The organism is Pseudomonas sp. EA_65y_Pfl1_P113 (genome assembly GCF_963970525.1).
GTDB lineage: Bacteria > Pseudomonadota > Gammaproteobacteria > Pseudomonadales > Pseudomonadaceae > Aquipseudomonas > Aquipseudomonas tritici.
Window position 1 is genome coordinate 1 of the sequence record NZ_CAXAQM010000003.1, and the last position, 23,517, is coordinate 23,517.

The 23,517-nt window shown below is 58.2% G+C and carries 21 protein-coding genes and 3 pseudogenes; 10 read left to right on the forward strand and 14 right to left on the reverse strand.

The features are described 5' to 3' along the window. Positions 1-298 precede the first annotated feature (298 nt). Positions 299-676: a hypothetical protein gene (locus tag AACY52_RS03860; protein ID WP_339560263.1), complete on the forward strand. Its 378-nt coding sequence runs from the start codon at positions 299-301 to the stop codon at positions 674-676. A 369-nt stretch (positions 677-1,045) separates the two neighbouring features. Here the strand turns inward: AACY52_RS03860 and AACY52_RS03865 are convergent, their stop codons facing one another. The 3 genes from AACY52_RS03865 to AACY52_RS03875 all read right to left on the reverse strand — a co-directional run bounded on the left by AACY52_RS03865 (position 1,046) and on the right by AACY52_RS03875 (position 4,208). Beyond that, positions 1,046-1,885 (reverse strand): hypothetical protein, encoded by an 840-nt coding sequence (locus AACY52_RS03865; RefSeq protein WP_339560264.1) that lies wholly within the window; start codon positions 1,883-1,885, stop codon positions 1,046-1,048. A 282-nt stretch (positions 1,886-2,167) separates the two neighbouring features. After that, a complete protein-coding gene (locus tag AACY52_RS03870) occupies positions 2,168-2,824 on the reverse strand; it encodes a Wzz/FepE/Etk N-terminal domain-containing protein (RefSeq protein ID WP_339560265.1) in 657 nt (218 codons plus the stop codon). 196 nt (positions 2,825-3,020) lie between these two features. Continuing rightward, complete coding sequence (locus AACY52_RS03875) at positions 3,021-4,208, reverse strand: MFS transporter (protein ID WP_339560266.1); 1,188 nt, start codon at positions 4,206-4,208, stop codon at positions 3,021-3,023. A gap of 424 nt (positions 4,209-4,632) precedes the next feature. Between AACY52_RS03875 and mqo the strand changes: the two genes are divergently transcribed. Beyond that, entirely contained in the window at positions 4,633-6,279 is a 1,647-nt protein-coding gene (gene mqo / locus AACY52_RS03880; RefSeq protein ID WP_339414848.1) for a malate dehydrogenase (quinone), read from the forward strand. Positions 6,280-6,343: 64 nt separating this feature from the next. Here the strand turns inward: mqo and AACY52_RS03885 are convergent, their stop codons facing one another. Then, positions 6,344-7,015, reverse strand: coding sequence for an NADPH-dependent F420 reductase (locus tag AACY52_RS03885; protein ID WP_339428393.1), 672 nt, complete (start codon positions 7,013-7,015; stop codon positions 6,344-6,346). A 31-nt stretch (positions 7,016-7,046) separates the two neighbouring features. Here AACY52_RS03885 and AACY52_RS03890 point away from each other — a divergent pair. Together AACY52_RS03890 and AACY52_RS03895 are read left to right on the forward strand one after the other, a co-directional pair. After that, positions 7,047-7,346 (forward strand): annotated as a pseudogene (locus AACY52_RS03890) (LysR substrate-binding domain-containing protein); the annotation flags it as partial. Positions 7,347-7,514: 168 nt separating this feature from the next. Next, positions 7,515-7,844 (forward strand): hypothetical protein, encoded by a 330-nt coding sequence (locus AACY52_RS03895; RefSeq protein ID WP_339414846.1) that lies wholly within the window; start codon positions 7,515-7,517, stop codon positions 7,842-7,844. A 127-nt stretch (positions 7,845-7,971) separates the two neighbouring features. On the opposite strand, the pseudogene AACY52_RS03900 reads toward AACY52_RS03895, so the two are convergent. The 5 genes and pseudogenes from AACY52_RS03900 to AACY52_RS32190 form a co-directional block, all read right to left on the reverse strand. Beyond that, positions 7,972-8,367 (reverse strand): annotated as a pseudogene (locus AACY52_RS03900) (PIN domain-containing protein). Further along, positions 8,364-8,621 carry an AbrB/MazE/SpoVT family DNA-binding domain-containing protein gene (locus tag AACY52_RS03905; RefSeq protein ID WP_339414845.1) on the reverse strand — a complete coding sequence of 86 codons (258 nt, stop codon included), beginning with the start codon at positions 8,619-8,621 and terminating at the stop codon, positions 8,364-8,366. Before AACY52_RS03905 ends, AACY52_RS03900 begins: the two are co-directional and overlap by 4 nt. 173 nt (positions 8,622-8,794) lie before the next feature. Continuing rightward, the gene (gene ppnN / locus AACY52_RS03910) at positions 8,795-10,168 is read right to left on the reverse strand and encodes a nucleotide 5'-monophosphate nucleosidase PpnN (RefSeq protein WP_339414844.1); all 1,374 of its coding nucleotides are present in this window, start codon (positions 10,166-10,168) and stop codon (positions 8,795-8,797) included. Positions 10,169-10,318: 150 nt separating this feature from the next. Beyond that, positions 10,319-10,498, reverse strand: a pseudogene (locus tag AACY52_RS32185) (beta-hydroxylase); the annotation flags it as partial. After that, a complete protein-coding gene (locus AACY52_RS32190; protein WP_370467911.1) occupies positions 10,486-10,662 on the reverse strand; it encodes a hypothetical protein in 177 nt (58 codons plus the stop codon). The gene AACY52_RS32190 and the pseudogene AACY52_RS32185, both read right to left, overlap by 13 nt. Positions 10,663-10,970: 308 nt before the next feature. On the opposite strand from AACY52_RS32190, the gene fabV reads away from it, so the two are divergent. Both fabV and AACY52_RS03925 read left to right on the forward strand, forming a co-directional pair. After that, a complete protein-coding gene (gene fabV, locus AACY52_RS03920; protein WP_065874890.1) occupies positions 10,971-12,164 on the forward strand; it encodes an enoyl-ACP reductase FabV in 1,194 nt (397 codons plus the stop codon). A 320-nt stretch (positions 12,165-12,484) separates the two neighbouring features. After that, complete coding sequence (locus tag AACY52_RS03925) at positions 12,485-13,108, forward strand: HAD family phosphatase (RefSeq protein ID WP_339506741.1); 624 nt, start codon at positions 12,485-12,487, stop codon at positions 13,106-13,108. Here AACY52_RS03925 and AACY52_RS03930 read toward each other — a convergent pair. Next, entirely contained in the window at positions 13,105-14,010 is a 906-nt protein-coding gene (locus tag AACY52_RS03930; protein ID WP_339560267.1) for a LysR family transcriptional regulator, read from the reverse strand. The two genes, AACY52_RS03925 and AACY52_RS03930, sit on opposite strands and share 4 nt — an antisense overlap. A gap of 102 nt (positions 14,011-14,112) precedes the next feature. On the opposite strand from AACY52_RS03930, the gene AACY52_RS03935 reads away from it, so the two are divergent. Continuing rightward, positions 14,113-15,291: an aspartate aminotransferase family protein gene (locus AACY52_RS03935; RefSeq protein WP_339437157.1), complete on the forward strand. Its 1,179-nt coding sequence runs from the start codon at positions 14,113-14,115 to the stop codon at positions 15,289-15,291. Here AACY52_RS03935 and punR read toward each other — a convergent pair. Continuing rightward, positions 15,263-16,186: a DNA-binding transcriptional activator PunR gene (gene punR, locus AACY52_RS03940; protein WP_339560268.1), complete on the reverse strand. Its 924-nt coding sequence runs from the start codon at positions 16,184-16,186 to the stop codon at positions 15,263-15,265. The two genes, AACY52_RS03935 and punR, sit on opposite strands and share 29 nt — an antisense overlap. 122 nt (positions 16,187-16,308) lie before the next feature. Here punR and punC point away from each other — a divergent pair, with 122 nt between their 5' ends. After that, on the forward strand, positions 16,309-17,493 hold the full coding sequence (gene punC / locus AACY52_RS03945) for a purine nucleoside transporter PunC (RefSeq protein WP_339414838.1): 1,185 nt from the start codon (positions 16,309-16,311) through the stop codon (positions 17,491-17,493). Between the two features lie 42 nt (positions 17,494-17,535). On the opposite strand, the gene AACY52_RS03950 is transcribed toward punC, so the two are convergent. Beyond that, positions 17,536-18,369 carry a nucleoside-binding protein gene (locus AACY52_RS03950; RefSeq protein WP_339428397.1) on the reverse strand — a complete coding sequence of 278 codons (834 nt, stop codon included), beginning with the start codon at positions 18,367-18,369 and terminating at the stop codon, positions 17,536-17,538. Between the two features lie 158 nt (positions 18,370-18,527). Between AACY52_RS03950 and AACY52_RS03955 the strand changes: the two genes are divergently transcribed. After that, positions 18,528-20,030: a nucleobase:cation symporter-2 family protein gene (locus AACY52_RS03955; protein WP_339560269.1), complete on the forward strand. Its 1,503-nt coding sequence runs from the start codon at positions 18,528-18,530 to the stop codon at positions 20,028-20,030. 625 nt (positions 20,031-20,655) lie between these two features. Here the strand turns inward: AACY52_RS03955 and AACY52_RS03960 are convergent. Beyond that, positions 20,656-21,588, reverse strand: a complete 933-nt coding sequence (locus AACY52_RS03960; RefSeq protein WP_339414835.1) for a proline iminopeptidase-family hydrolase — start codon at positions 21,586-21,588, stop codon at positions 20,656-20,658. A gap of 91 nt (positions 21,589-21,679) precedes the next feature. Further along, positions 21,680-22,444: a LuxR family transcriptional regulator gene (locus AACY52_RS03965; RefSeq protein WP_065889502.1), complete on the reverse strand. Its 765-nt coding sequence runs from the start codon at positions 22,442-22,444 to the stop codon at positions 21,680-21,682. Between the two features lie 184 nt (positions 22,445-22,628). Here AACY52_RS03965 and AACY52_RS03970 point away from each other — a divergent pair, with 184 nt between their 5' ends. Further along, positions 22,629-23,516: a proline iminopeptidase-family hydrolase gene (locus AACY52_RS03970; protein WP_339414834.1), complete on the forward strand. Its 888-nt coding sequence runs from the start codon at positions 22,629-22,631 to the stop codon at positions 23,514-23,516. Position 23,517: the final 1 nt, after the last annotated feature.

Consider the following 23,517-nt stretch of genomic DNA (forward strand, 5'->3'; position numbering starts at 1 on the left):
TTCGTTGTTCATACGTACTGGAAATGGCTGTAATAGCAGTCGATTATCTACTCGTTTGGTTTGAATGTCTGGGCATCCGCACTGGGTCAATTACGGCCCTCGCGACAGGCAGAGATCGACCCAGAGCGGACGGAGGGAAAAAACCGTAGAGTCCTCCAGATCGTAAATGTTCGTTTGGTGATGGTTTGCGAAAAATCGCCCTGCCTATGGCCAAGAAGTCTTGGAGAAAAACTGCGTTACAGAGGGCTGATGATTAGAATGGGATCAAATTCACCGTGATGTCAGCAAAGGATGCTTTATGCCCCTCTTAACATGGGATCCTTTTGATCTCATCGCCGTACTCGGCGTCTTCCCCTCCCTGGATGAGTTCGAAACATCACACTGTTACGTTATCGAGCAAGGTACTGTCAGACTGAAATTGACAATTTGGCAATATCATTCAGATGTGGAAATTCAGGTGAGTGAGGCTTCACTACCAAACCCCATTATCAAATACACAATGCTTGGATGCCCCGGTATCCGCGTTGTTGATGACAAGCGCGGTAAATTCTTGGAGTTTGCAGCTTCGAATACTTTCACTGGGCGATACGACGGGTATTCGGTAATTCCCTACGGTTTAAGGTTGTGGGTCGAACCTCAAATTTTGCTGGAGCCGTTCACTTACGCGTCTGCTTAGAGAGGATGACGGACGGTCATGAGTATGCGCTTTTGGCTGTTCTCCGTCGGTTGTGACCGGCTGCTTTTGGCCGATTGCCGCCTGTCGTGAGGAGCATGGCGTCACTGCTTGGAAGTAGTGTTGGTACGAAAGTGGTACGCAGCTTTCAGGCCGGCTCTGTAGAGCAAGGAATACGTGGCCTACAGGATTAGTAATTCCAATCCATCATGGGGGCGACGGAGAAGCGGCGGCAGAGGGGAGCGGTTTGTAGGGGCATTGGGAATCTGAGTCAACGTGGCGAATGGGGCGCAGTTTATCAGGGATGCATGTCAGCTGTCGGGGAGGCTGTTTCCGGAAACAGAGCCAGTTTGTCGACAGCAGTTAATTGCGTTAGCTCGTCACGACGATTCCTTTATGGAAAATCTCGCGCCGTGCTCGGCGGCTGATATTTTCATGTTTGCTTGCTGCGTACACCTCGTCAAAACGCTCCTGATCAACGCCCGCATATTTGGCCAACTCGTCCACTACCATCCGGTCGTAATCCTCCTCGATCACGAACCGAAAGATTTCCCGCCGATAAAAGAATCCGAATTGAAAGGCCAGGACCTCACTCAGGAAATCCGAAGGAGTGAGGAAACAGTTTTCCAGGTCGATGGCCTTGGCGAGAGTGGGCTGTTCTAAGTTGATCATCACGTTGTTGGCCCAGAAATCCATGTGCACCACGCCTTTGCCGTGCAGGCAGTGCAGCAGTTTGAAAGAAGCGCTGATCAGGCTCTGGATGTCGCGCTCCTTCTTGAGCCATTCCAGTCCGTTGAGGTAGCCATCCAGCATTTGGGTGAAGATGAAGAATTCCTGGATCAAACCCAATGCCGACTTTCTGTAGCCGAAGCCATACAGGCCAGCAACCGGAGCGCCACGTTTCTGTGCGCCGAGGGTGTTGATGACTTCTTCGACTGGCCAGTCGAATGTGCCGTCGCGCTTTGAGCGGCCGAATGTCACTCTCAGTTTTGGTTTGAGGCTGTCGAGCGGTTGGGACTTGGCGAACAGGTCATTCTCCATCCCTTTCAGCGGGGCGCTGACGCGATCTTTGAGCTCATAGTGAGTGTCGATCAGGTCTTGAATCGCCTGCTGGGCGCTGTCGTCGGCACTCTCCGTGATGAAGATCGTGGCGTTGCGGTGGTTGAGCGTAGAGGGGAAGTTCTGGAGCACGCTGCTGTCGGGAAAGCTCAAAACACGTCCTTGTCATATCATTAATATGACAAGGATATTACAGGCTGGCGCCATTGGATCCAACCTGAACATTGCCTGAACAGAGTTTAAATGGCCACTGATGCTGGCCTTTTTATCTTGACGTGCCTGTATGAGTCCTGGGCTTTTCGCGACCTCATCAAAAAAATTGCCGTGAAAAAACCGTGCGCGGCGAAATAATGGCTTAAGGCCGTTATTCCACTTCCCTGCTGGTCTGCGCTGGCTATTTCCTGATCGACAGAGTTTCTGTAATACAGCCTTCCATCAGTTTGACTGCTTGTACTGCCGAATAAAAAACCTGCCTAGTACAAAGACGCTTCCGAGTATCAGCCCTAAAAAGGCACCCAGGAAGGCATACTTTTTGGTGTTCTTAGTGGTGGACGTTTTGATTTCATCCAGGGTAGTGAATGCCTTTAGCGTATTGCCCGCAGCCAATACCGGCAGGTTCAGTGCTATGGCTTGAGTGTTGGCGTTATCCATGGCGGATTTCAGCTGGGATGAAGCCAGCGCTGCCGTGGTCGCAGTGGTGGAGACGATATAAAGAACGGGCTCACTTCCACCTGACTTGGGTGGGGTGTCTTTCAGGGTAATGGAATTGGCTGCCATGATACCCATGGCGGAAAAGAAAACATCGTTTTGTATGGTGCTGTACAGTTTGGTTTCCAGCGACAGCCGGCTTGTTTTGGCTGGAGCGTCCTTTTCGTTCACTTTTTTATATAAATCGTACAAGGATGACTTAGTAATGTAAGTGCTGGCCGTCCACTGTTCAGGTGACGAGGCGTAAAGCGCTAATGAAGCAGCGGCGCCCACGATGGTTGTGGCGATAATCGTAATCTTGCTTGCCCACAATGCTTGGATAAGTGGAATCAAATCAATTTCATCATCGTTGGGGCGGTCGTTTGAATGCGTTGGACTGCTCACGAAAAATTCCTTTAATTACGTTCCGGAATTGTAGAGAAAAAAACAAAATACGCCCGCGAAATTGTGCGGCAAATGCAAGATGGGAATGACTCTTACCTGGTGGGTTCGGAGCGACGCTACACTGGTTCGCTCCAAGCTGCTGCGCCCCTAACCTAAGCTATCGGCCATAGGATCAGCCAGGCTACGAGATCGTTCCTCAATGCCCACCCTGCATCCGTCGCGCTATCAGGTAAACGCCCAGCCCGACCAGTGCGGTGACCGCGCCGATATACCCGGTGCTCGTCCACCCCAACCCAGACGTAATCGCCATCCCACCCAACCACGGCCCCAGTGCATTCGCCAGGTTGAACGCCGCATGGTTGGACGCCGCCGCCAGGCTCGGGGCTTCGTGCGCGATGTCCATCAGGCGGATTTGCAGCGGCGCAGCCAGGGCCACCATGGTGCCGATGAGGCCCATGCTCAGCAGGACGCCCCATAGCGAGGACGCCGCGAAGGGGAAGAACAGCAGCACGGCCATCGACCAAACCAATATCAAACCCACCGCCCGAAACTGCATGCGGTCGAACAGCTTGCCGCCGGCGATGTTGCCGATGATGCCGCCCACGCCAAATGCGGCGAGGCCGAAGGGGATCCACTGCGGCGATACTTTGGTCACTTCGAGCATGGTTGGCGCCAGGTAGCTGAATACGCAGAACATCCCGGCAAAACCAATGGCGCCAATGGACAAGGCCATCCACACCTGGGGTTTGGTAAACGCGCGCAATTCTTTGCGCGGGTCGCTGCGTTGTTCGTCGTGGCGGTGGGGGACGAATTGCCAGACCAGCGCGATGGTGCATAGGGCGATCACGCTGACCAGCGCGAACGCGGAGCGCCAGCCCAGGTGTTGGCCGAGAAAGGTGGCGATGGGGTTGCCCAGCAGCATGGCGAGGGTCAGGCCCATCATTACGCGGGCGACTGCGCCGGCGCGTTTGTCGTTGGGCACCATGCTTGAAGCCACCACGGCGGCAATGCCGAAGTAGGCGCCGTGGGGCAGGCCGCTGATAAAGCGGAAGGCGATCAGTGAGCCGAAGGTCGGGGTGAAGGCGGTGGCGAGGTTGCCCAGGGCGTACAGGGCCATCAGTAACAGCAACATGTGTTTGCGCAGCAATTTAGCGCCGAGGATGGCGAGGAGTGGCGCGCCGACCATCACGCCGAGGGCGTAGGCGCTGATGGCGTGACCGACTTGCGGTTCGCTGAGGTTCAGGTTGTGGGCGATGTCCGGCATCAGGCCCATGATGGCGAATTCGCCAGTACCGATAGCGAAAGCGCCCACGGCCATGGCAGCTTCCATTTTGGCGGCGCTGCGCGCGGGTAGCACGTGCCCGTGTGTTTGCTGGATAGTCATGGGTAACTCTGTTTGGCTGGAACGCACGAAGGACAGCCGCCGATGCTACGCAAGCAGCGACAAAGGTGTCTAGAACAGCCGTTTGCGTGAGAGTTCCTGCCCTGTGACTCCACGTCGCGCCTGCCACGCTTGACACCGCTGCGTTAAAACCCTCGATTTAGAGCTGTCAATTGGCCAAACGGCGCATAAACGCTGTTTGCCGTGATATTCTGCGCGCCGTCCTGGTCTAGCCTTTCCTGGGTACGTACATCCGTATACGTCCCAGTGATTGGCTGTCGCCCAGGTAGCTGAAGCCAATAATGATAAGAAGTCAGCGCAGAAGGGACTAAAAGTAAGGTCGATACGTCGGTCTTGTGTGCCCACCCTGCGACCTTGAAGACTCAGGGGCAGTAGGGCGGATGGCGTTTTATCATAGGTGCTACTGATGTTTAAAAAAGTAAACACTGCCCTGCTGGGGCTGGCTTTGTCGATGGGGATCACGTCCGTTCATGCGGAAGAGGCAAAGAAAGTCGATGTGCTGCTGATCGGCGGCGGCATCATGAGTGCGACCCTGGGTGTATGGCTCAATGAGCTAGAGCCGGGCTGGTCGATGGAAATGGTCGAGCGCCTTGATGGCGTTGCCGAAGAAAGCTCCAACGGCTGGAACAACGCCGGTACCGGTCACTCGGCCCTGGCTGAGCTGAACTACACCCCGGAAGACAGCAGCGGCGTCGTTCAGATCCCGAAAGCGGTCGAGATCAACGAAGCGTTCCAGATCTCCCGTCAGTTCTGGTCCTGGCAGGTCCAGCAGGGCGTGCTGAAGAACCCGCGTTCGTTCATCAACTCCACACCGCACATGAGCTTTGTGTGGGGCGATGACAACATCAAGTTCCTGAAAAAACGCTACGAAGCCCTGCAAGCGAGCCCGCTGTTCGCCGGTATGCAGTACTCCGAAGACCCGGCGCAGATCGCCAAGTGGGTTCCGTTGATGATGGAAGGGCGTGACCCGAACCAGAAAATCGCGGCCACCTGGAGCCCGCTGGGTACCGACATGAACTTCGGCGAGATCACCCGCCAGTTCGTCGCCCACCTGCAAACCACGCCGAAGTTTGACTTGAAACTGTCGAGCGAAGTGCAGGACATCACCAAGAACGCCGACGGTTCGTGGCGTGTGAGCTACAAAAACCTGAAAGACGGCACCAAGACTGAAACCGACGCCAAGTTCGTGTTCATCGGCGCTGGCGGCGGTGCACTGCACCTGCTGCAAAAGTCGGGCATTCCTGAAGCCAAGGAATACGCGGGTTTCCCGGTGGGCGGCTCGTTCCTGGTGACCGATAACACGGCCATCGCCGAGCAGCACATGGCCAAGGCCTACGGTAAGGCTTCGGTTGGCGCGCCACCGATGTCGGTTCCGCACTTGGACACCCGCGTGCTGGATGGCAAGCGCGTCATCCTGTTTGGCCCATTCGCGACCTTCTCCACCAAGTTCCTCAAAGAAGGCTCGTACCTGGACCTGCTGACCAGCACCACCACCCACAACATCTGGCCCATGACCAAAGTCGGTATTCGTGAATACCCGCTGGTCGAGTACCTCGCTGGTCAACTGATGCTGTCGGATGACGACCGCTTCAAGGCGCTGCAAGAGTACTTCCCGAACGCCAAGCAATCCGACTGGCGCCTGTGGCAGGCCGGCCAGCGCGTGCAGATCATCAAGCGTGACGAAGAGCTGGGCGGCGTCCTGAAACTCGGAACCGAAGTGGTCAGCTCTGCCGACAACACCATCGCGGGCCTGTTGGGCGCATCGCCAGGCGCGTCGACCGCGGCTCCGATCATGCTGACCGTGCTGCAGAAAGTGTTCAAGGACAAGGTTGCGACCCCTGAGTGGCAGGCCAAACTGCACCAGATCGTACCGAGCTACGGCACCAAGCTGAACGACAGCCCAGAAGCGGTTGCCAAGGAATGGGCCTACACCGCCGGTGTCCTGCAACTGCCTACACCGCCTGTGATTCCGCAAGCGGCTGCTCCAAAGGCGACCGAGGCTGCCAAGCCTGCGGCTGAGCCGAGCAAGCCAGCGTCTGACCTGGCGCTGTAAGTAACGGCTAAGAAAAAGCCCGCTGAACCGGTTACGGTCAGCGGGCTTTTTTGTGGTCGGGTGTTTATGGGTGGCGCTGGGTTCGCTCGACCGCAGGCAGTTCAACCGTACGTTCGGCCGCCGCTAACGCTGCCTTTAAACCAGCCTGGTCCAGCGGGATGCAATAAGCAGGCTTGGCTCGCTCAAACCGCCAGCTTTCGTCCAGCCCACCTGCGTCTATGGCATCGAAACCCAGCTCATCGAGCAACGTGATCACGCGTGCCTTGGCCGTCGCGTCATCCGCTGCCACCGGCAGTGCGCGGCGGTCAGGTGCACCGTGAGGGCGGGCATCTTGCGTCAGGTCCGGCGCAAAGATCGCATTGAACACTTTCACTACATGTGAGTGCGGCAAATGGTCAGCAAGCAGCCGGCTGGTGGTGGTTTCAAAACGGTCCAGTTCCGGGATATGCCCGTCGCGGTCGGGATAGTAATTGTTGGCGTCCATCACCGTTTTACCCTCTAACCACTGCGCAGGTACGCTGCGGTAATGTTCCAGGGGAATCGCCACGAGTACCACATCGCCAAATTGTGCGGCATCGTCTGCACTGCCCACTTTTACGCCAAGTATGCCGCTCAGCACACTGCTCATGGTTTGTGGGCCACGGGAATTGCTCAACATCACTTCGTGCCCGGCCGCCAGTGCCAACTGCGCCAGGGCACGCCCGATAAAACCTGCTCCAATCACGCCAATCTTCATGTGCTTGCTCCAGTGAAGGTATGAAGTGGCTAAATGGGTGTTTTACGAAGGCGCTGTGCCGCACAACGTGCAGGTAAGCAGCCGCTTGCAGATCAACGAAAGCAGGGCGTTGATGTCGGCCGCCCTGGATGGTTTCGGCATTGTGCTCGGTCCGGAAGACTTCCTGCGTACGGCGTTAGCGAGGGGCGACTTGGTGCGGGTGCTGCCGGACTTTGACGCGCCCAGCCGGGCCATGCATTTGGTCTACACCGCGAATCGGCAACGTACTGCTAAGTTGCGAGGTTTTGTCGAGGCTGTGCTGGGGCGTTTTGGCCCGACTTCAGGGGGGTAAATGCGCACTGTGCCTTTCGTCTGCGCTGATAAGCGCAACATCCTCAGGTTCAGCAACCTGACAGACACTACCTGTTAAAAAATACCCATGGCCGATCAGGAGAGCGGCTGGAAAAGGGGGCATTTTCAATTTTGCAGGTGTTTGGGCGTCAGCGCCCGAGGGGTATATATGTTGCTACGTTATGCCGCATTGGCGGCCATGGTTGTCGCCGCATCCGGGTGTGTGCAAGAGCGCGTGGTGCATGAGCGCAGGCCGGTTCAACGTGAGTATGTGGAAGTCGTTGCGCCGCAACCGCCGCCGGTGCAGGTGGTCGAGGTCGAACCGCCCGTGCGCTACGGCTATGTATGGTCACGTGGTTACTGGCGCTGGGAAGGTGGGCGCTACGTCGCGGTACATGGTCATTGGGAGCCGGTACGCGAGGGTTACCGCTATGTGCATCCACACTGGGTGCAACGTAATGATGGGTATCACTGGCAGGGCGGTGGTTGGGTTCGCTGAGCCTTGGCTGGATCGGCGTCCTGGTGCCTGGCAGCCGAACCTCGCGCAACAGCGCCGAGCTTAGTTGTTCGGTGCCCGGCTCTTTATAGCGTTCGCTTTGACCTGAGTGCCGCTGCAACGGCAAGCCTCAGGTCAGTCGCTTCATGCCTGCCGCCTTCGCAGCCTTCAGATCAAAGGTGGCGGTATATTCGCAGCCAGCGGCATGGGCACAGCGTTCTATCAGGCAGTCCGCAAAATCGGCCTTGCTCGCCGTGAAACGTCGCAGGGCCTGCCAGATGATCTCAGCGTGCTCAATGGTCAACTCACGGGTGCGCAACAGCGTTTCCAGAACAGTTACCACATCACTCTTGGCTGACGGGTAACAACTTTGTAAAACCCACACCAGTTCCACCACGGACACCAAACTGACAAAACCTGGTGAAAAGGTGGTGAGCGATTAGATCAGCTCGGATGCCTTGGGCGATTGGACGGGATCATTCTGGGTGACGTAGCGCACCAGCTCATTGGTATCCAGCGCGATCATCCAGCTTTCGCTCCTTGTGCCGCGATGGCGCGGTTCATTTCATCCAGTGAGACGGCGTTGGCGGGTTTTCGGATCAGGCCTTTGAGGTCGTGTACGGTGTTGCTCGCTGCCATGATGGAAAATTTACCGTCCTCCATTTCAACGAATTCAACGCGGTCTCCTGTTTCCAGACCCAGGGCGGTTCTGACCTGAAAGGGAATGGTGATTTGCCCTTTCGAAGTAAGTGTGGCGGTGGCCATGTTGAAGATCTCCATCGTGATGCTCCTCACCTTAGGGTAAGGATCGATGGTGGACAAGATCCGTTGGTCCATAGGTTGCTCCCTGGTGTGTGTGAGTCGGGACACGTAAAAACCTTAGCCCGACTCACGCCACCTGCACGCTCCAAAAAGCCCTTAAAGCGCTACAACTTATGACTGAAACCGGCGGTTTACTGCGCCACGCGATAGCACGGCACATACGCCGCACCGCCTGGTAGCTTCATACGGTGTTGGGCTACAAACGCCTTCAACAATTCGTCCAGCGGTTTCATGATGGCCGGGTCGCCATGGATCTCATAAGGGCCGTTCTGCTCGATCAGACGGATGCCCTTGTCTTTCACGTTACCCGCCACGATTCCCGAGAAAGCACGGCGCAAATTGGCGGCGAGTTCGTGGGGTGGCAGCGAATGGCTCAATTGAAGGCTTGCCATGTTTTCGTGGGTCGGGTCGAACGGGCGCTGGAAGCCCTCATCTATTTTCAGCAGCCAGTTGAAGTGGAAGGCGTCGTTACGTTCGCGACGGAACTGCTTCACCGCCTTGAGGCCAATGGTCATCTGGCGGGCCACTTCGGCCGGGTCGTCGATGATGATCTGGTAGTGCGCCTGGGCGGCCTCGCCCAGGGTGGCGCCGACAAATGCGTGCAGTTGTTGCAGGTACGGGGCCGCGTCTTTTGGCCCGGTGAGGATGACCGGGAACGGCAGGTCGCGGTTGTCCGGGTGCATCAGGATGCCCAGCAGGTACAGGAACTCTTCGGCCGTGCCGGCGCCGCCCGGGAAGATGATGATGCCGTGGCCTACACGGACGAAGGCTTCCAGGCGCTTTTCGATATCCGGCAGGATCACCAGCTCATTGACGATCGGGTTCGGCGCTTCGGCGGCGATGATGCCCGGCTCGGTCAGCCCCAGATAGCGCCCGCCGGTGATGCGTTGCTTGGCATGGGCAATGGTCGCGCCTTTCATCGGGCCTTTCATCACGCCAGGGCCGCAGCCGGTGCACACGTCGAGGCTGCGCAGGCCCAGCTCGTGGCCGACCTTCTTGGTGTATTTGTATTCTTCGGTATTGATCGAGTGCCCGCCCCAGCACACTACAATTTTCGGCTCGACACCCGGGCGCAGCGTACGGGCGTTGCGCAGCAGGTGGAATACGTAATCGGTGATGCCCTGGGAATTGCTCAGGTCGATGCGCTGGCTGTCCAGTTCATTCTCGGTATAGACGATGTCACGCAGGGCGCTGAACAGCATTTCGCGGGTGCTGGCGATCATTTCGCCATCGACGAATGCGTCGGCAGGGGCATTCAGCAATTCCAGGCGAACACCGCGGTCCTGCTGGTGGATACGAACCTCAAAATCCTTGTAGGCGTCGAGAATGGTCTTGGCGTTGTCGATGTGCGCGCCAGTGTTGAGGATAGCCAGGGCGCACTGTCGGAACAGGGTGTAGATGCTACCGGAACCGGCTTCGCTCAGTTGCTGCACTTCACGTTGGGACAGGGTTTCGAGGCTGCCCTTGGGGCTGACGGAAGCATTGATGACTTGACGTTGGGGCATTCTTAATCCTTGAAAGCACAGCCACCGCACCCGCACAGGGCCGCGATGGCTTGAGAATGGTGGGCGCCGAATTCGAACGCACGAGACGGATGTTTACCTCAGGCGCGAGGCCAAGCGCAAACACCGTCCAGCACCATAATGCCGCAGAACTTACTGAATCAGCTTCCAGTTTTTGTAGAAAACCCGACGCAGGGTAAAGACCATCCCGGCAAATCCAGCGATTACCGCATTGAGAACCAAGGGCAGCGGGGTCGGCCGCAGAATATCGATAAGCAGGCAGTAACGCTTTGCATCGTTTTTGTTGAAAGACGCATGCATTACCGTGTCATCGAGGGCGCGTCATACAAGCCATTACGCAGTAAATCGTAAAGGCCGCAGATCACTACCAGGCCGAGAAATACCAGGGTGGTCTCGGGGAAAATATCAATAATCAGCAGCACGCCGAATACCCAGGCGACCGATACTGCCTTTTTACGCAAAGCAGGCTTGTTCATCTAACTCAGATCCAGCACGACGCCATTCGACAGGTCCGGATCCGTGGCCGCGAGTGGTGGGTGTTTGACACATATCGAAACAGCTGCGTCATGATAAGGCGTTCGGCGTCTGTTGGCGTTTTAAATAGTGCGAAATTGTTAAGGCTCTACACAGTTTTTAACACTGGCTGCACTGTGTGGATTGGATTTTGTAAACGGAAGATTTGCGACTATCGTGACGCTTCGGTTTTTCGGACGTCATAGACCGGTACGATTGAAGTTGAATGGCCACCACTGGCCTTCGGCACCTTGGAAGAGGCAGAAATTTTATGATCATCAAACCGCGGGTTCGTGGCTTTATCTGTGTGACCGCTCACCCTGTAGGCTGTGAAGCGAACGTCAAGGAACAGATTGACTACGTCACTGAGCACGGCGCCATCGAAGGCGGCCCGAAGAAGGTGCTGGTTCTCGGCGCATCCACCGGCTATGGCCTGGCCGCGCGTATCAGTGCTGCGTTTGGCTGCGGCGCCGACACCCTGGGCGTGTTTTTTGAAAAAGAAGGCGAAGAAGGCAAGCTGAGCTCCGCTGGCTGGTACAACAGTGCCGCGTTTGAGAAGTTCGCTGTCGAAAAAGGCCTGTACGCCAAGAGCATCAACGGCGACGCGTTCTCCAACGAGATCAAGCGCCTGACCATCGAAACCATCAAGAAAGACCTCGGTAAGATCGACCTGGTCGTCTACAGCCTGGCCGCGCCACGCCGTACCGACCCGCAAGGCGTGGTGCACACTTCCACCCTCAAGCCGATTGGCAAGGCCGTGACCCTGCGCGGTATCAACACCGACAAGGGCGTTGTGGTCGACACCACCCTGGAGCCTGCGACCCAGGAAGAAATCGACGGCACCGTCAAAGTGATGGGTGGCGAAGACTGGCAGCTGTGGATCGACGCCCTGCGTGACGCCGACGTCCTTGCCGAAGGCGCCAAGACCACCGCGTTCACCTACCTCGGCGAGAAGCTGACCCAGGATATCTACTGGAACGGCTCCATCGGCGAAGCCAAGAAAGACCTGGATAAAAAAGTCCTGACCCTGCGCGACAACCTTGCGGCACTCAAGGGCGACGCCCGTGTGTCGGTGCTCAAGGCTGTGGTGACCCAGGCCAGCTCGGCAATCCCGATCATGCCGCTGTACCTGTCGTTACTGTTCAAAGTGATGAAAGAGCAGGGCACCCACGAAGGTTGCATCGAACAAGTCTACGGTCTGTTCAAGGACAGCCTGTACGGCAGCCAGCCGAAACTCGACGCAGACGGCCGCCTGCGTGCCGACCTTGCCGAGCTCGAACCTAAAGTCCAGGACGCCGTCGCTGCACTGTGGAACCAGGTCACCGACGACAACGTTAACGAGATCAGCGATTTTGCCGGCTACAAGGCTGAATTCCTGCGCTTGTTCGGCTTTGAAATCGACGGCGTGGACTACGACGCTGACGTCAATCCGACCGTGAAGATCAACGGTCTCATCTCGGCATAAGACGGCTTAGACAGCAGCCTCGATAACCCTGTTATGAGGCTGCTGTTTGTAAGCGCACAGAGCGTCAGCCTTGGCGAAAGGCTGACGCCAGCCGCTCTTGGGCATGGGTGAAACCAGAGCGCTTGATACCGACCACTTCTCTCTCCCAAAGTGGATTGAGTGGCACGTGATAGCCACTGTCCTTGGCCGTTTTTATCAGTTCCGCCATTTTTTTGCTGTGCGCGACCCGTGAAATTATCAGAGCTGTCCTACGCTTGTTTACGTGCGGCGTGGTTTCGCTGGCATGCGAGACTGGCGCATCACACTCAGGGGAGGGACGTATGACAATTCGCGCAGTGGTTTTTGATTTCGGCGGTGTCCTGTTCGATTGGAGCCCGCAGCACCTGTACCGCAAGTTGATTACCGACGATTACGAACGGCAATGGTTTCTCGAGCACATTTGCACCCAGGCCTGGAACACCGAGCAAGATGCCGGTCGCACACTGGCTGAAGGCACCCGCAGCCTGATCGAGCAGTACCCGGATCATGAGCGTTTGATCCAAGCCTATTACGACCGTTGGCACGAGATGCTGCGCGGCCCGCTACCGGAAGGCGTGGCGATCCTCAAGGCGTTGCACCATGTTGATATGCCGCTGTTCGGACTCACCAATTGGTCCGCCGAGACGTTCCCCTATGCACGGGCCAATTACCCGTTCCTGCAGTACTTTCGCGACATTGTGGTGTCCGGCGAACTGAAGATGATCAAGCCTGACGCAGCGATCTACCATGCCAGCCTCAGCCAGGTACGGGCCCACCTACCGAATATCCAGCCGGCTGAAGTGGTGTTTATCGATGATGTCGCCGGCAATATCGACGCGGCCGTCGCCCTCGGTTGGCAAGGTATCCACCACGTATCGGCTGAGCGCACTGCCGCGCGATTGCGTGAGTTGGGCGTGGGCTTCTAGCGTGCCCACTTTTCCATAGCGAAATCGACGAAGGCGCGTAACTTGGGCAAGCGATAACGGTCCTGACCGTAGAGCAGGTGCATCGGGCGGCTGGGCAGTCGATAAGTGGTTAACAAGGCCACTAGCTTGCCACTCTCCAGATCCGGCTGCACCAGTGCATCGGCCAGCATGATGATGCCCATGCCGTTGACGGCTGCCTGGCGCAAGCCTTGCGAGCTGTTGATGGTCAATGAACCGGACACCGGAACCTCCACCTCTACGCCTTCGCCGGTCATGCGCCACAGTTTGTCGGTGTCGCGCCAGTTGTCACTTGCCGGGTAGGCGAACGCCAGGCAGTCGTGCTGGCGAAGGTCATCGGGCGTCTGCGGCGTGCCACGTCGCGCCAGGTAGGCCGGTGACGCGCAGAGCGTGAGGGTGTAGGCCTGCATCGGCCTGGCGATCAGGCTGGAGGTTTCCAGTTCGCCAAGTCGGATCGCGACATCGAAGCCGCTGTCGACCAGGTCCATCCGCTCATTGCTCAGCACCACGTACAGGTTGATCAGCGGGTAGCGTCGGGAAAATTCGCTCAAGGCCGGTGTAAGTTGTTCGGTGCCGAACACGGGTGGGGCGGTGATGCGCAGGGTGCCTTTGGGGATGTCGCTGTTGGCTTGCTCGGCGAGCTGCTCGGAGTCGGCCACCAGCCCCAACACTTCCAGACAGCGCTCATAATACTGCCCGCCAAATTCCGTAAGGCTTTGTTTGCGCGTGGTGCGCTTGAGCAGGCTGACACCCAGTCGCTGTTCCAGGGCTCGCAGGTGGTTGCCGACCATGGTGGTCGACATGCTGCAGGCCTGGGCCGCTGCGGTCATGCTGCCGGTCTCGACCACCTTAACGTACACCGACATCGCCTGGAACAGGTCCATTATCAAGCCTTGGTTTAAAGTCATTGCAGGAATGCACAGTTTATCCAGTCCAGGTGGCTAACGATACTGCAGCCATCACAACGAAGTACTGGAGCCCGCACCATGACCGCCGCCTGCCTGATGACCACTTACCAACCCTTGGCCCTGAGTTTTACCCGTGGCCTGGGCACACGCTTGTGGGACCAGCAGGGCCGCGAATACCTCGATGCGGTGGCCGGAGTGGCGGTGACCAATGTCGGTCACTCGCACCCCAGGCTGGTGACGGCGATCAGCGAACAAGCGGGTTTGCTGTTGCATACATCCAACCTCTACAGCATTGGCTGGCAACAGAAGCTGGCCCAGCGCCTCACCCAGTTGTCTGGCCTGGACCGTGCCTTTTTCAACAATTCCGGGGCCGAGGCTAACGAAACAGCGCTGAAGTTGGCGCGGCTGCATGGCTGGAAAAAAGGCATCGAAGCGCCGTTGGTGGTGGTGATGGAAAATGCCTTTCATGGCCGTACGCTGGGCACGATGGCCGCCAGCGATGGGCCATCGGTGCGCTTGGGCTTCCAGCGTTTGCCGGGGGACTTTCTCAAGGTGAGCTTTGGTGATATCGCCGCGATCGAGGCGGTCACAAAAGCGTTTGGCACGCGCATCGCGGCGGTCCTGCTGGAGCCGATCCAGGGCGAAAGTGGCGTACTGCCGCCGCCGCCTGGCTACCTCAAAGCCCTGCGCGATCACTGCACACGCCACGGCTGGCTGATGATGCTGGATGAGATCCAGACCGGCATCGGCCGCACGGGCACCTGGTTTGCCTGCCAGCATGAAGGCATTTTCCCGGACGTGATGACCCTGGCCAAAGGTCTCGGCAATGGCGTACCCATCGGCGCCTGCCTGGCACGGTCCGCCGTGGCGCAATTGTTTACACCGGGCAGTCACGGCAGCACCTTCGGCGGCAACCCATTGGCGTGTCGGGTGGGTTGCACGGTGCTGGACATTATCGAGGAGCAAGGCTTGCTGCAGAACGCGGCGCAGCAGGGTGAGCGCTTGCTCGCGCGGTTGCGGGTGGAGTTGAGTGAGCACTCGCACGTGCTGGCGATTCGCGGGCTGGGTTTGATGATCGGTATAGAGCTGGCCAGTCCTTACCGCGACCTGGCTCTGCGTGCGGCCCAGGAACACGGCCTGCTGATCAACGTGACGCGGGGCAAGGTCATTCGCCTGCTGCCGCCGCTGACCCTGGATGCCAAGGAAGTCGAGATGATCGTGCGCGCCATCACCCGGTTACTGGGTCAGGCCCATTGAGCCATTCCTGATTCATGGTTTCAGTATCTCCCAGGTACTCCAACAACCACGCCATGGCCGGGGACAGTTTGCTCTGCGCCCAAGCCACACACGACGGGCTGGCCGGAAACGGCCGGCTCAATTGCAGCGCCACCAACTCGGCCCGTTCGATCCACGGCAGCACTTGATGCGCCGGCGCCATGCCAACGCACAGGCCATCGCGCAGGCAATCGATCGCCGAGGCCCAGTTCGGCACCACCAGACGCCGCTGGTTATCCAGGGTCCACGTGTCGCGCTTGGGCAGGTTGCGTGAGGTGTCGGTCATGCACAGCGAGGCGAAGGGGCGCAGTTGGTCGTCACTCAGCAACCCTTCGACGCTCGCCAACGGGTGCCGCGCGCTGACCACGCACAGCCAGTTCAACAAGCCCATGTCGCGGAAAGTGAAGTGACTGGCCACTGGCACTGCACTGGTGGCACCGATCACGATGTCAGTGCGCTCATCCGCCAGGGCATCCCACACACCGTTGTACACCTCGTATTCCAGCAGCAATTCCACCTCGGGAAACTGCCGATAGAAATCCAATACCAACTGTCGGCAACGCTGGGGTTTGACGATGGAATCCACCGCCACCTTCAGTTGGCCGCTCCAGCCGTTGGCCACCTGCTGGCACAGCCGCCGCGTGCCGAGCATTTTTTTCATCACGCTCCGGGCCTCGTCTATAAATAAACGGCCGGCAGGTGTCAGTTCTACATCCCGATGGCGTCGCACGAACAGTGGCACCGCCAGCCACTCCTCGAGCTGACGCACGGTGTAGCTGATGGCCGACGGCACCCGGTGTAACTCCTGGGCCGCGGCGCTGAAGCTGCCATGGCGCGCCACGGCATCCACAACATCCAGGGAGTATTCGGACCACATAGCGGCTGCCTTCAAATTTATTGATAAGAATGTCCAATTATTATCGCTTCACACAGAAACTGTCAGCTTCATAATGGGCGCCAGTCAGCAAATAGTTTGATGGCAGGATTAACAAGGCTTCAATGAAAAATTCTTTTGGTTTCATTTGGTATCTGGCGGGGCTGAGCATGCTCGGTTATCTCGCCATGGACATGTATTTGCCAGCGTTCGGCGCGATGGGCGAGCAGTTGCAGATTGGCGCCGGTGCAGTGGGCGCCAGCTTGAGTATTTTCCTCGCCGGCTTTGCGGTGGGGCAGTTGCTGTGGGGGCCGCTGTCGGACCGGTTGGGGCGCAAGCCGATCCTGCTCGCAGGCCTGAGCCTGTTTGTGCTGGGCTGCGCAGGCATGTTCTGGGTCGAGACGGCGCCGCAACTGCTGGCGCTGCGCTTTATGCAGGCGATTGGCGTGTGTGCCGCCGCGGTGAGTTGGCAGGCCCTGGTGATCGACCGTTACCCGGCCGACAAGGCTCACCGCGTGTTCGCCAGCATCATGCCGCTGATGTCGCTGTCACCGGCGTTGGCGCCGCTGTTGGGCGCAATGGTTTTGAATCACTTTGGCTGGCAGGCGATCTTCGGCGTATTGCTGGGGGTGTCGTTGTTGTTGCTGTTGCCGACATTGTTCCTGCGCACCGTGCCGAAAGGTCAGGCAGAGAAGAGCGAGCCTTCGCGCCTCGGCTACGGGCAGTTGCTGACTTCTCGCGTGTTTACCGGCAACGTCATGATCTTCGCCGCGTGCTCGGCCAGCTTCTTCGCCTGGCTGACGGCTTCGCCTTTCATCCTTGGCGACATGGGCTACAGCCCGAATGACATCGGCCTGAGCTATCTGCTGCCCACATTAGCGTTTCTGGTGGGTGGCTACAGTTGCCGCAGCGCGCTGCAGCATTTTCAGGGCAAGACGCTATTGCCATGGTTGCTGCTGGCGTATTGCATCAGCATGGTGGCGCTGTACCTGGTTGCCACCTTGACTGTGCCGACGCTGACCACCTTGCTGATGCCGTTCTGCTTGATGGCCCTGGTCAACGGTGCCAGTTACCCCATCGTGGTGGCGAATGCGCTGATGCCGTTTGCGGAAAATTCCGGCAAAGCCGCGGCACTGCAAAACACCCTGCAACTGGGTCTGTGCTTTCTCGGCAGCTTGATCGTGTCATCGATGATCGACCAGCCGCTCCTGATTACCGCCATCGTGATGCTGGCAACCGCGCCGCTGGCGGTGTTGGGGTACTGGTTGGCGCGGCCCAAAAAGGGTAATTCGGCACTGGCACAAGCCTGAAGTGACAGTCGGATCCCACACTTGATCGGATTGCTTCAGGTATTAAAAGGTGATTTCCAGATTCACCGTCGGCGTCGATGTGCGGCTACCCCGGCCGCCGTCCACGCCGAACTTGTTATGCCAGTACTCGTAACCCACCCCGAGATACAGGTTTGGCTTCACATTCTTACCCGGTCGCACCGCCACCATCAGCGCCGTGCGCATCAGGGCTTCGGGCGCGGTGTCGCGGCCGTGGTAGTCCTCACCTTTTTCCCCGACATAATTGATAAAACCCTGGAATTTCGCCGCGTGATTGGCGATCTCGAACGGTCGCATCCAGGTCAGGTTGAGCATGTAGGTATCGTCGAAGGTGTGGTTCGACTCCTGCGCACCGGGGATGCCGGTGTGGTTCCTCTCCTTGTAGTACATCAGGCTCAGGTCCAGCACACCGACGGTGTTGAACTTCAAGGTGGGGCCGATCACCAGCGCGCGTTTTTTTGCTGAAGCGAAGTTGTTGTTGCGGTTGGCATCGAAGCCCAACGTCAGCGCGTAATCCTTGACCAGGCCGGTACCCAGCGGCACATCGAATACCCGCGATGCGTACAGCTGGTGGCGGTACACCGCGTACACCTCACTCCCCCCATGATCAGTGCCCTTGCGCGGGTCGCGGCTGTCGGACAGGAACACATCGAGGTTGAGGAAATTGCTGCCGTATCGGTAGCCGCTGGCGTGGGTGAAGCTGTAGATGCGCTTGCTGAATTCGTTGGGGTTATTCGGATTGGTGAACTGCTGGCCGTAGCGAAACCCTACGCTGTTGTTCATCCATTCCACCGCGACGGCCTCCCCGCCGCCGAGCAGGGTGAGTGCAACGGTGGCGCCCTGTAATGCCTTTTTCATTGTCCTGGGTCCTTTGGCGTTCTGGCTCATCACGGCCGAATTGTTTTTGTAACGCCGGCGGAGGGTAACTTGTTCGGGTGATTGTATACAACTCTATGGACATCCAGTCCGGACATTGCATACAGTGACCGCACAACAAAAACAGAGAACCCCTCACCATGACTAACCCGAAGGCGTCACCGCAGCGGCCAGAAGATGAGAATCTCGGCGTCGCCGCTAACATGGCTTACGGCCTGCAACATGTACTCACCATGTACGGCGGCATCGTCGCGGTACCGTTGATCGTCGGCCAGGCGGCCGGGTTGTCGCCGGCGGATATCGGCTTGTTGATTGCCGCATCGTTGTTTGCCGGTGGCCTGGCCACGCTGTTGCAGACCTTGGGCCTGCCGTTCTTTGGGTGTCAGTTGCCGCTGGTGCAGGGCGTGTCGTTTGCTGGCGTGGCGACCATGGTGGCGATTGTCGGCAGTGATGGCGCCGGCGGGATACCGGCGATTCTCGGGGCGGTGATGGCCGCGTCGCTTATCGGGTTGCTGATAACCCCGGTGTTCTCTCGGATTACCAAGTTTTTCCCGCCGTTGGTCACGGGCATTGTGATCACCACCATCGGCCTGACCCTGATGCCGGTCGCGGCGCGCTGGGCCATGGGCGGCAACAGTCGCGCTGCGGATTTCGGCAGCATGCCCAATATCGGCCTGGCGGCATTGACCCTGGTGCTGGTGTTGCTGCTGAGCAAAATCGGCAGCGCTACCATTTCACGTTTGTCGATCCTACTGGCAATGGTGATCGGTACGGTGATCGCGGTGTTCCTCGGCATGGCTGACTTCTCCGGGGTGACCCAGGGGCCGATGTTCGGCTTCCCTGCGCCATTCCATTTCGGCATGCCTACCTTCCATGTGGCCGCGATCATCTCCATGTGCATCGTGGTGATGGTGACCTTGGTCGAGACCTCGGCGGACATCCTGGCGGTGGGTGAGATCATTGACACCAAGGTCGATTCCAAACGCTTGGGCAACGGCCTGTGCGCCGATATGTTGTCGAGTATGTTCGCGCCGATCTTTGGTTCGTTCACCCAGAGCGCCTTCGCCCAGAACGTCGGTCTGGTCGCGGTTACCGGGGTGAAGAGCCGTTTTGTAGTGGCCACGGGCGGGCTGTTTCTGGTGATTCTCGGCTTGTTGCCGTTCATGGGGCGGGTGATTGCGGCGGTGCCGACATCCGTACTGGGCGGGGCGGGGATTGTGTTGTTCGGTACCGTGGCGGCGAGTGGTATCCGCACTTTGTCCAAGGTGGACTACCGCAACAACATGAACCTGATCATTGTTGCCACCTCCATCGGTTTTGGCATGATCCCCATCGCGGCGCCCAGTTTTTACGATCAATTCCCCAGCTGGTTCGCGACCATCTTTCACTCGGGGATCAGTTCGTCGGCGATCATGGCGATCCTGCTGAACCTGGCGTTCAACCACTTCACCGCTGGTAACTCGGACCAGCAGTCGGTGTTTGTGGCAGGCACAGACCGCAGTTTGAGCGCCCGAGATGTGTCATCACTGCGTGAAGGGGACTATTTCAGGGGCGGCAAATTGTTTGATGCCGAGGGTAAGGAGATTCCGTTGGTGGCGGATGTGGCGAGGAAAGCGCCGAAGACAGAAACCACCGAGGTCTGACGCCGAACAGGGGGGCAGTGTGGGAGCTGGCTTGCCTGCGATAGATAGCAAGGGTGAATTCACCGCCGTCATCGCAGAATAGGTATCTACACAAATATTGGTCGATACCCAAATTTGGCTGCGATGCCGCTTTGGCTTTTGATCTGGCTTGTGATTTTGATCTCAGGCGCCCCGTCAACCACGCTGGCCGAACGCAGGCTTGAATCCGTGGGTAACACGGCAGGACGCCGGGTTAGCCGCACTGGGCCAAGGATGGCCCATTGCGGCGGCCCACGGATTCAAGCCTGCGTTCTGGCACACCGAGCCTGGGCGAGGTGCCGAGTGGTGGGGCGAGGACCTTTTGGTTACTTTTGGGTCCTTCCAAAAGTGACCCGCTGTAAGAGCGGAACCCTAGGAGGCCGTTACCGCAGCAATGGATATGTTCCCCGACCAAAAAACTCTAGCGCCTGACACATAGCCTTCGCGAGCAAGCCCGCTCCCACACTGTGATCGATTTACACCTGATAAGGCTCGATCGACTATCAGGTCGCCACGGGAACAAGCTCCCTCGCCACAGGTTTAACACAGTCCTCAAAAATGTGTAGATACCTATGGTCATCGCAGGCAAGCCAGCTCCCACATTGATTTAGCCAGCTTTGAGTTCTTTGTACTGCGCTGAACACACCTCGTCCAAAAACTTCACCACGGTCCCCATGCACGCCTGGCGTTCTTCCACATGGGGCATGTGGCTGGAATCTTCAAACAGCGCCCAGCGCACATCGGCAATCTCATCCAGGAACGGTTTGACCACCAGCGGCGTGGCCTCGTCATGGCGACCGGAAATGACCAGAGTGGGTACATTGATCGCCGACAGGCGGCCAATGGATTTCCAGTCCTTCAAGCTGCCGATCACGTGGAACTCGGTTGGGCCGCTCATCGCGTGGTACACCGTCGGGTCTGCGTCGACCTGGGCGAACGTGCGCGCCACTTCTTCCGGCCACGGGTTGACCCGGCACACGTGATGGTCATAGAACACTCGCGAGGCGGCGAGGTATTCCGGGTCATGGTAGGTACCGGCGGCTTCATGCTTGAGCAGGGTTTCATGCACGCCTTCGGGCAACAATTTGCGCAGGCGGTTGGCTTCGCTGACCCAGGTGCGCATGCACGTCGGCGAGTTGGCCGGGATGAAGGCACGCAAGCCTTTAGGCTGCAAAATCGCGTGTTCACTGCCAAGCATGCCGCCCCAGGACTGGCCGAGGATCGCGTAGTTATCGCTGATTTGCAGATGATTCAGCAGGTTGTTCAGTTCTTCCAGGAACAGGCCCACGGTCCAGAAAGACGGATTTTTTTCGGGCAGGTGGGTGGAGCGACCGTTGCCCAGTTGGTCGTAATGGATCACGGCGTGGCCGCTGGCGGCGACGTCCTTGAACGCATCAACATAATCATGGGTGCATCCGGGGCCGCCGTGGATAACCACCAGGGGCGTGCGGCCGCTGCAGAGGTCACCTGTGACGCGGAACCAGGTTTGGTAGGCGCCAAACGCCGCATACCCTTCGCGGATTTTTTCGATGAATTCCATTTCGTACCTGCTCTGAAAAAATGATCAGGCACACGATAAAGCGTGGAAGAAGTTTAAGTAACTAGCAAAACAGCTAGGTTTTGCCGAGGGGTCAGTCTTCCAATAGGCGGTAATGGGTGGCGCGCACCACCGCCTGTACGCGATTCTTGGCCCCCAACTTGTGCATTGCCGAGGCCAGGTGCAGGGTGACCACCGCCAGTGAACGGCTCAATTGCGTGGCGATTTCAGCGGCGGTCAGGCCGTCGGCGGCCCATTTGAGGCACTCGCGTTCACGTTTGGTCAGGTGGATATGCGGGTAAGTGCGCAGCTCTTTGCTGAACAGCGGGTAGGCCGCTTCCTGCAGGGCGTGGGAAATCAGGCTGAAATCCGACAAGGTCTGCTGCGCATCCTGCAGGACGTTGCCGGCTTTACCGGTACGCAGGCCGGTCAGCGAGGCGAAGCCGCCACGGGGCAGGTGAATGGGCACGCTGACGCCGCAGGTCAGTTGTTGGTCGTGCAGATAGGATGAAACGGGGGCGTGGCAGGGATCGATGATCTTTTGCAGTGGGGTATCGGCCTTGATGTCGTAGGACCAAACAAACGGCGACACCGTGCTCAGAGCCAGGTGTTGCACCGGGTCGATCTGGTAGAACCCTTCGCTGCACCACAAGCTATGCCAGCCCGGCGGGGTATTGCGCAGTTCGAGCACCGAGGGGGTGATCAATGCACCATCCTGGTCGATTGGCACCGGGGTGTAGTCATACACCAGTGCATCGAAACCCAACTGCTGGGCGAGGATGAATGTGTTGTCCATCTGCTCATCCAGGCTCCTGCCCGGCATCAGACGGTGATTTAAGGCAGTCAGCTTGGCCAGCATCCGTTCTGCTCCCGAATTCATTTGAATCTCGACTTGCTGCAAGTAGAATGCCACGCCCCGGCGAAGGACTGCCAGGCCCAAACCTATAAGAAATGCTAGGTTATGGACGCGCGGCATCCTCGGTAGTGTTGGCCTGATAAACGGCCGCTACCTGCCAGGCCGACACAACACAAGGAATGTATGCATGTGGCGTGAAATTGCCCCCGACCAGCAGTACAACGTGCAAGTCGACGGCCATGACCTCGTGGTCTACAGCTTCGGCGAAGGCGATGAGGTGCTGTTGTGCCTCAACGGCGGGCCCGGCCTGCCGTGTGACTACTTGCGCGACGCCCATGGCTGGCTCAAAGACCATAACCTGCGAGTGGTTGCATTCGACCAGCTTGGCACGGGCGCATCAGCCAGACCGACCGACGTTTCGCTGTGGGAAATCGGCCGTTATGTCGAAGAAGTCGAAACCGTGCGCCAGGCACTGGGCCTGGGCCGCGTGCATTTGCTCGGGCATTCATGGGGCGGCTGGCTCGGTATCGAATACGCCATCCATTACCCCGATGTGCTGAAAAGCCTGATCCTCGAAAACACCGTGGGTGACATTCCACACCTGTCCCAGGAACTGGAACGCCTGCGCGGCGCCCTTGGCAGCGAAACCGTGGCGATGATGCAACGCCATGAAGCCATGGGCACCCTCGACCACCCGCAGTACCAGGCCGCGATCACCTTGCTCAACTATCGCCACGTGTGCCGTCTCGACGAATGGCCCGCGCCGGTCAAGCGTTCCCTCGACGACTGGAACATGGGCCCCTACGAAACCATGCAGGGCCCCAACGAATTCCTCTACATCGGCAACCTCAAGGATTGGAACCGCATCCCTGAGATGGCCGCGTTCAAGATGCCCATGCTGATCACCACCGGCCAGCACGACGAACTCACCCCGGCCTGCGCCCTGCGCATGAAGATGGCGGCCAAACACGCCGAATTGCACGTATTTCCCAACAGCAGCCATATGCCCTTTTATGAGGAACCCCAGGCGTATTTCCCGGTGTTGCTGGACTTCCTCACGCGTCACCGAGGCTGAC

What these genes read in the sequence shown, in the direction of transcription:
- AACY52_RS03895 (WP_339414846.1), top strand. Translation starts at nt 7,515, where the DNA reads ATGTTGCTACGTTATGCCGCATTGGCGGCCATGGTTGTCGCCGCATCC.
- AACY52_RS32190 (WP_370467911.1), bottom strand. Translation starts at nt 10,662, where the DNA reads ATGAACAAGCCTGCTTTGCGTAAAAAGGCAGTATCGGTCGCCTGGGTA.
- punR (WP_339560268.1), bottom strand. Translation starts at nt 16,186, where the DNA reads ATGTGGTCCGAATACTCCCTGGATGTTGTGGATGCCGTGGCGCGCCAT.
- AACY52_RS03950 (WP_339428397.1), bottom strand. Translation starts at nt 18,369, where the DNA reads ATGAAAAAGGCATTACAGGGCGCCACCGTTGCACTCACCCTGCTCGGC.
- AACY52_RS03970 (WP_339414834.1), top strand. Translation starts at nt 22,629, where the DNA reads ATGTGGCGTGAAATTGCCCCCGACCAGCAGTACAACGTGCAAGTCGAC.
- AACY52_RS03885 (WP_339428393.1), bottom strand. Translation starts at nt 7,015, where the DNA reads ATGAAGATTGGCGTGATTGGAGCAGGTTTTATCGGGCGTGCCCTGGCG.
- AACY52_RS03875 (WP_339560266.1), bottom strand. Translation starts at nt 4,208, where the DNA reads ATGACTATCCAGCAAACACACGGGCACGTGCTACCCGCGCGCAGCGCC.
- AACY52_RS03860 (WP_339560263.1), top strand. Translation starts at nt 299, where the DNA reads ATGCCCCTCTTAACATGGGATCCTTTTGATCTCATCGCCGTACTCGGC.
- AACY52_RS03955 (WP_339560269.1), top strand. Translation starts at nt 18,528, where the DNA reads ATGACTAACCCGAAGGCGTCACCGCAGCGGCCAGAAGATGAGAATCTC.
- ppnN (WP_339414844.1), bottom strand. Translation starts at nt 10,168, where the DNA reads ATGCCCCAACGTCAAGTCATCAATGCTTCCGTCAGCCCCAAGGGCAGC.
- punC (WP_339414838.1), top strand. Translation starts at nt 16,309, where the DNA reads ATGAAAAATTCTTTTGGTTTCATTTGGTATCTGGCGGGGCTGAGCATG.
- AACY52_RS03930 (WP_339560267.1), bottom strand. Translation starts at nt 14,010, where the DNA reads ATGGACCTGTTCCAGGCGATGTCGGTGTACGTTAAGGTGGTCGAGACC.
- AACY52_RS03935 (WP_339437157.1), top strand. Translation starts at nt 14,113, where the DNA reads ATGACCGCCGCCTGCCTGATGACCACTTACCAACCCTTGGCCCTGAGT.
- AACY52_RS03905 (WP_339414845.1), bottom strand. Translation starts at nt 8,621, where the DNA reads ATGGAGATCTTCAACATGGCCACCGCCACACTTACTTCGAAAGGGCAA.
- mqo (WP_339414848.1), top strand. Translation starts at nt 4,633, where the DNA reads ATGTTTAAAAAAGTAAACACTGCCCTGCTGGGGCTGGCTTTGTCGATG.
- AACY52_RS03925 (WP_339506741.1), top strand. Translation starts at nt 12,485, where the DNA reads ATGACAATTCGCGCAGTGGTTTTTGATTTCGGCGGTGTCCTGTTCGAT.
- AACY52_RS03960 (WP_339414835.1), bottom strand. Translation starts at nt 21,588, where the DNA reads ATGGAATTCATCGAAAAAATCCGCGAAGGGTATGCGGCGTTTGGCGCC.
- fabV (WP_065874890.1), top strand. Translation starts at nt 10,971, where the DNA reads ATGATCATCAAACCGCGGGTTCGTGGCTTTATCTGTGTGACCGCTCAC.
- AACY52_RS03965 (WP_065889502.1), bottom strand. Translation starts at nt 22,444, where the DNA reads ATGCTGGCCAAGCTGACTGCCTTAAATCACCGTCTGATGCCGGGCAGG.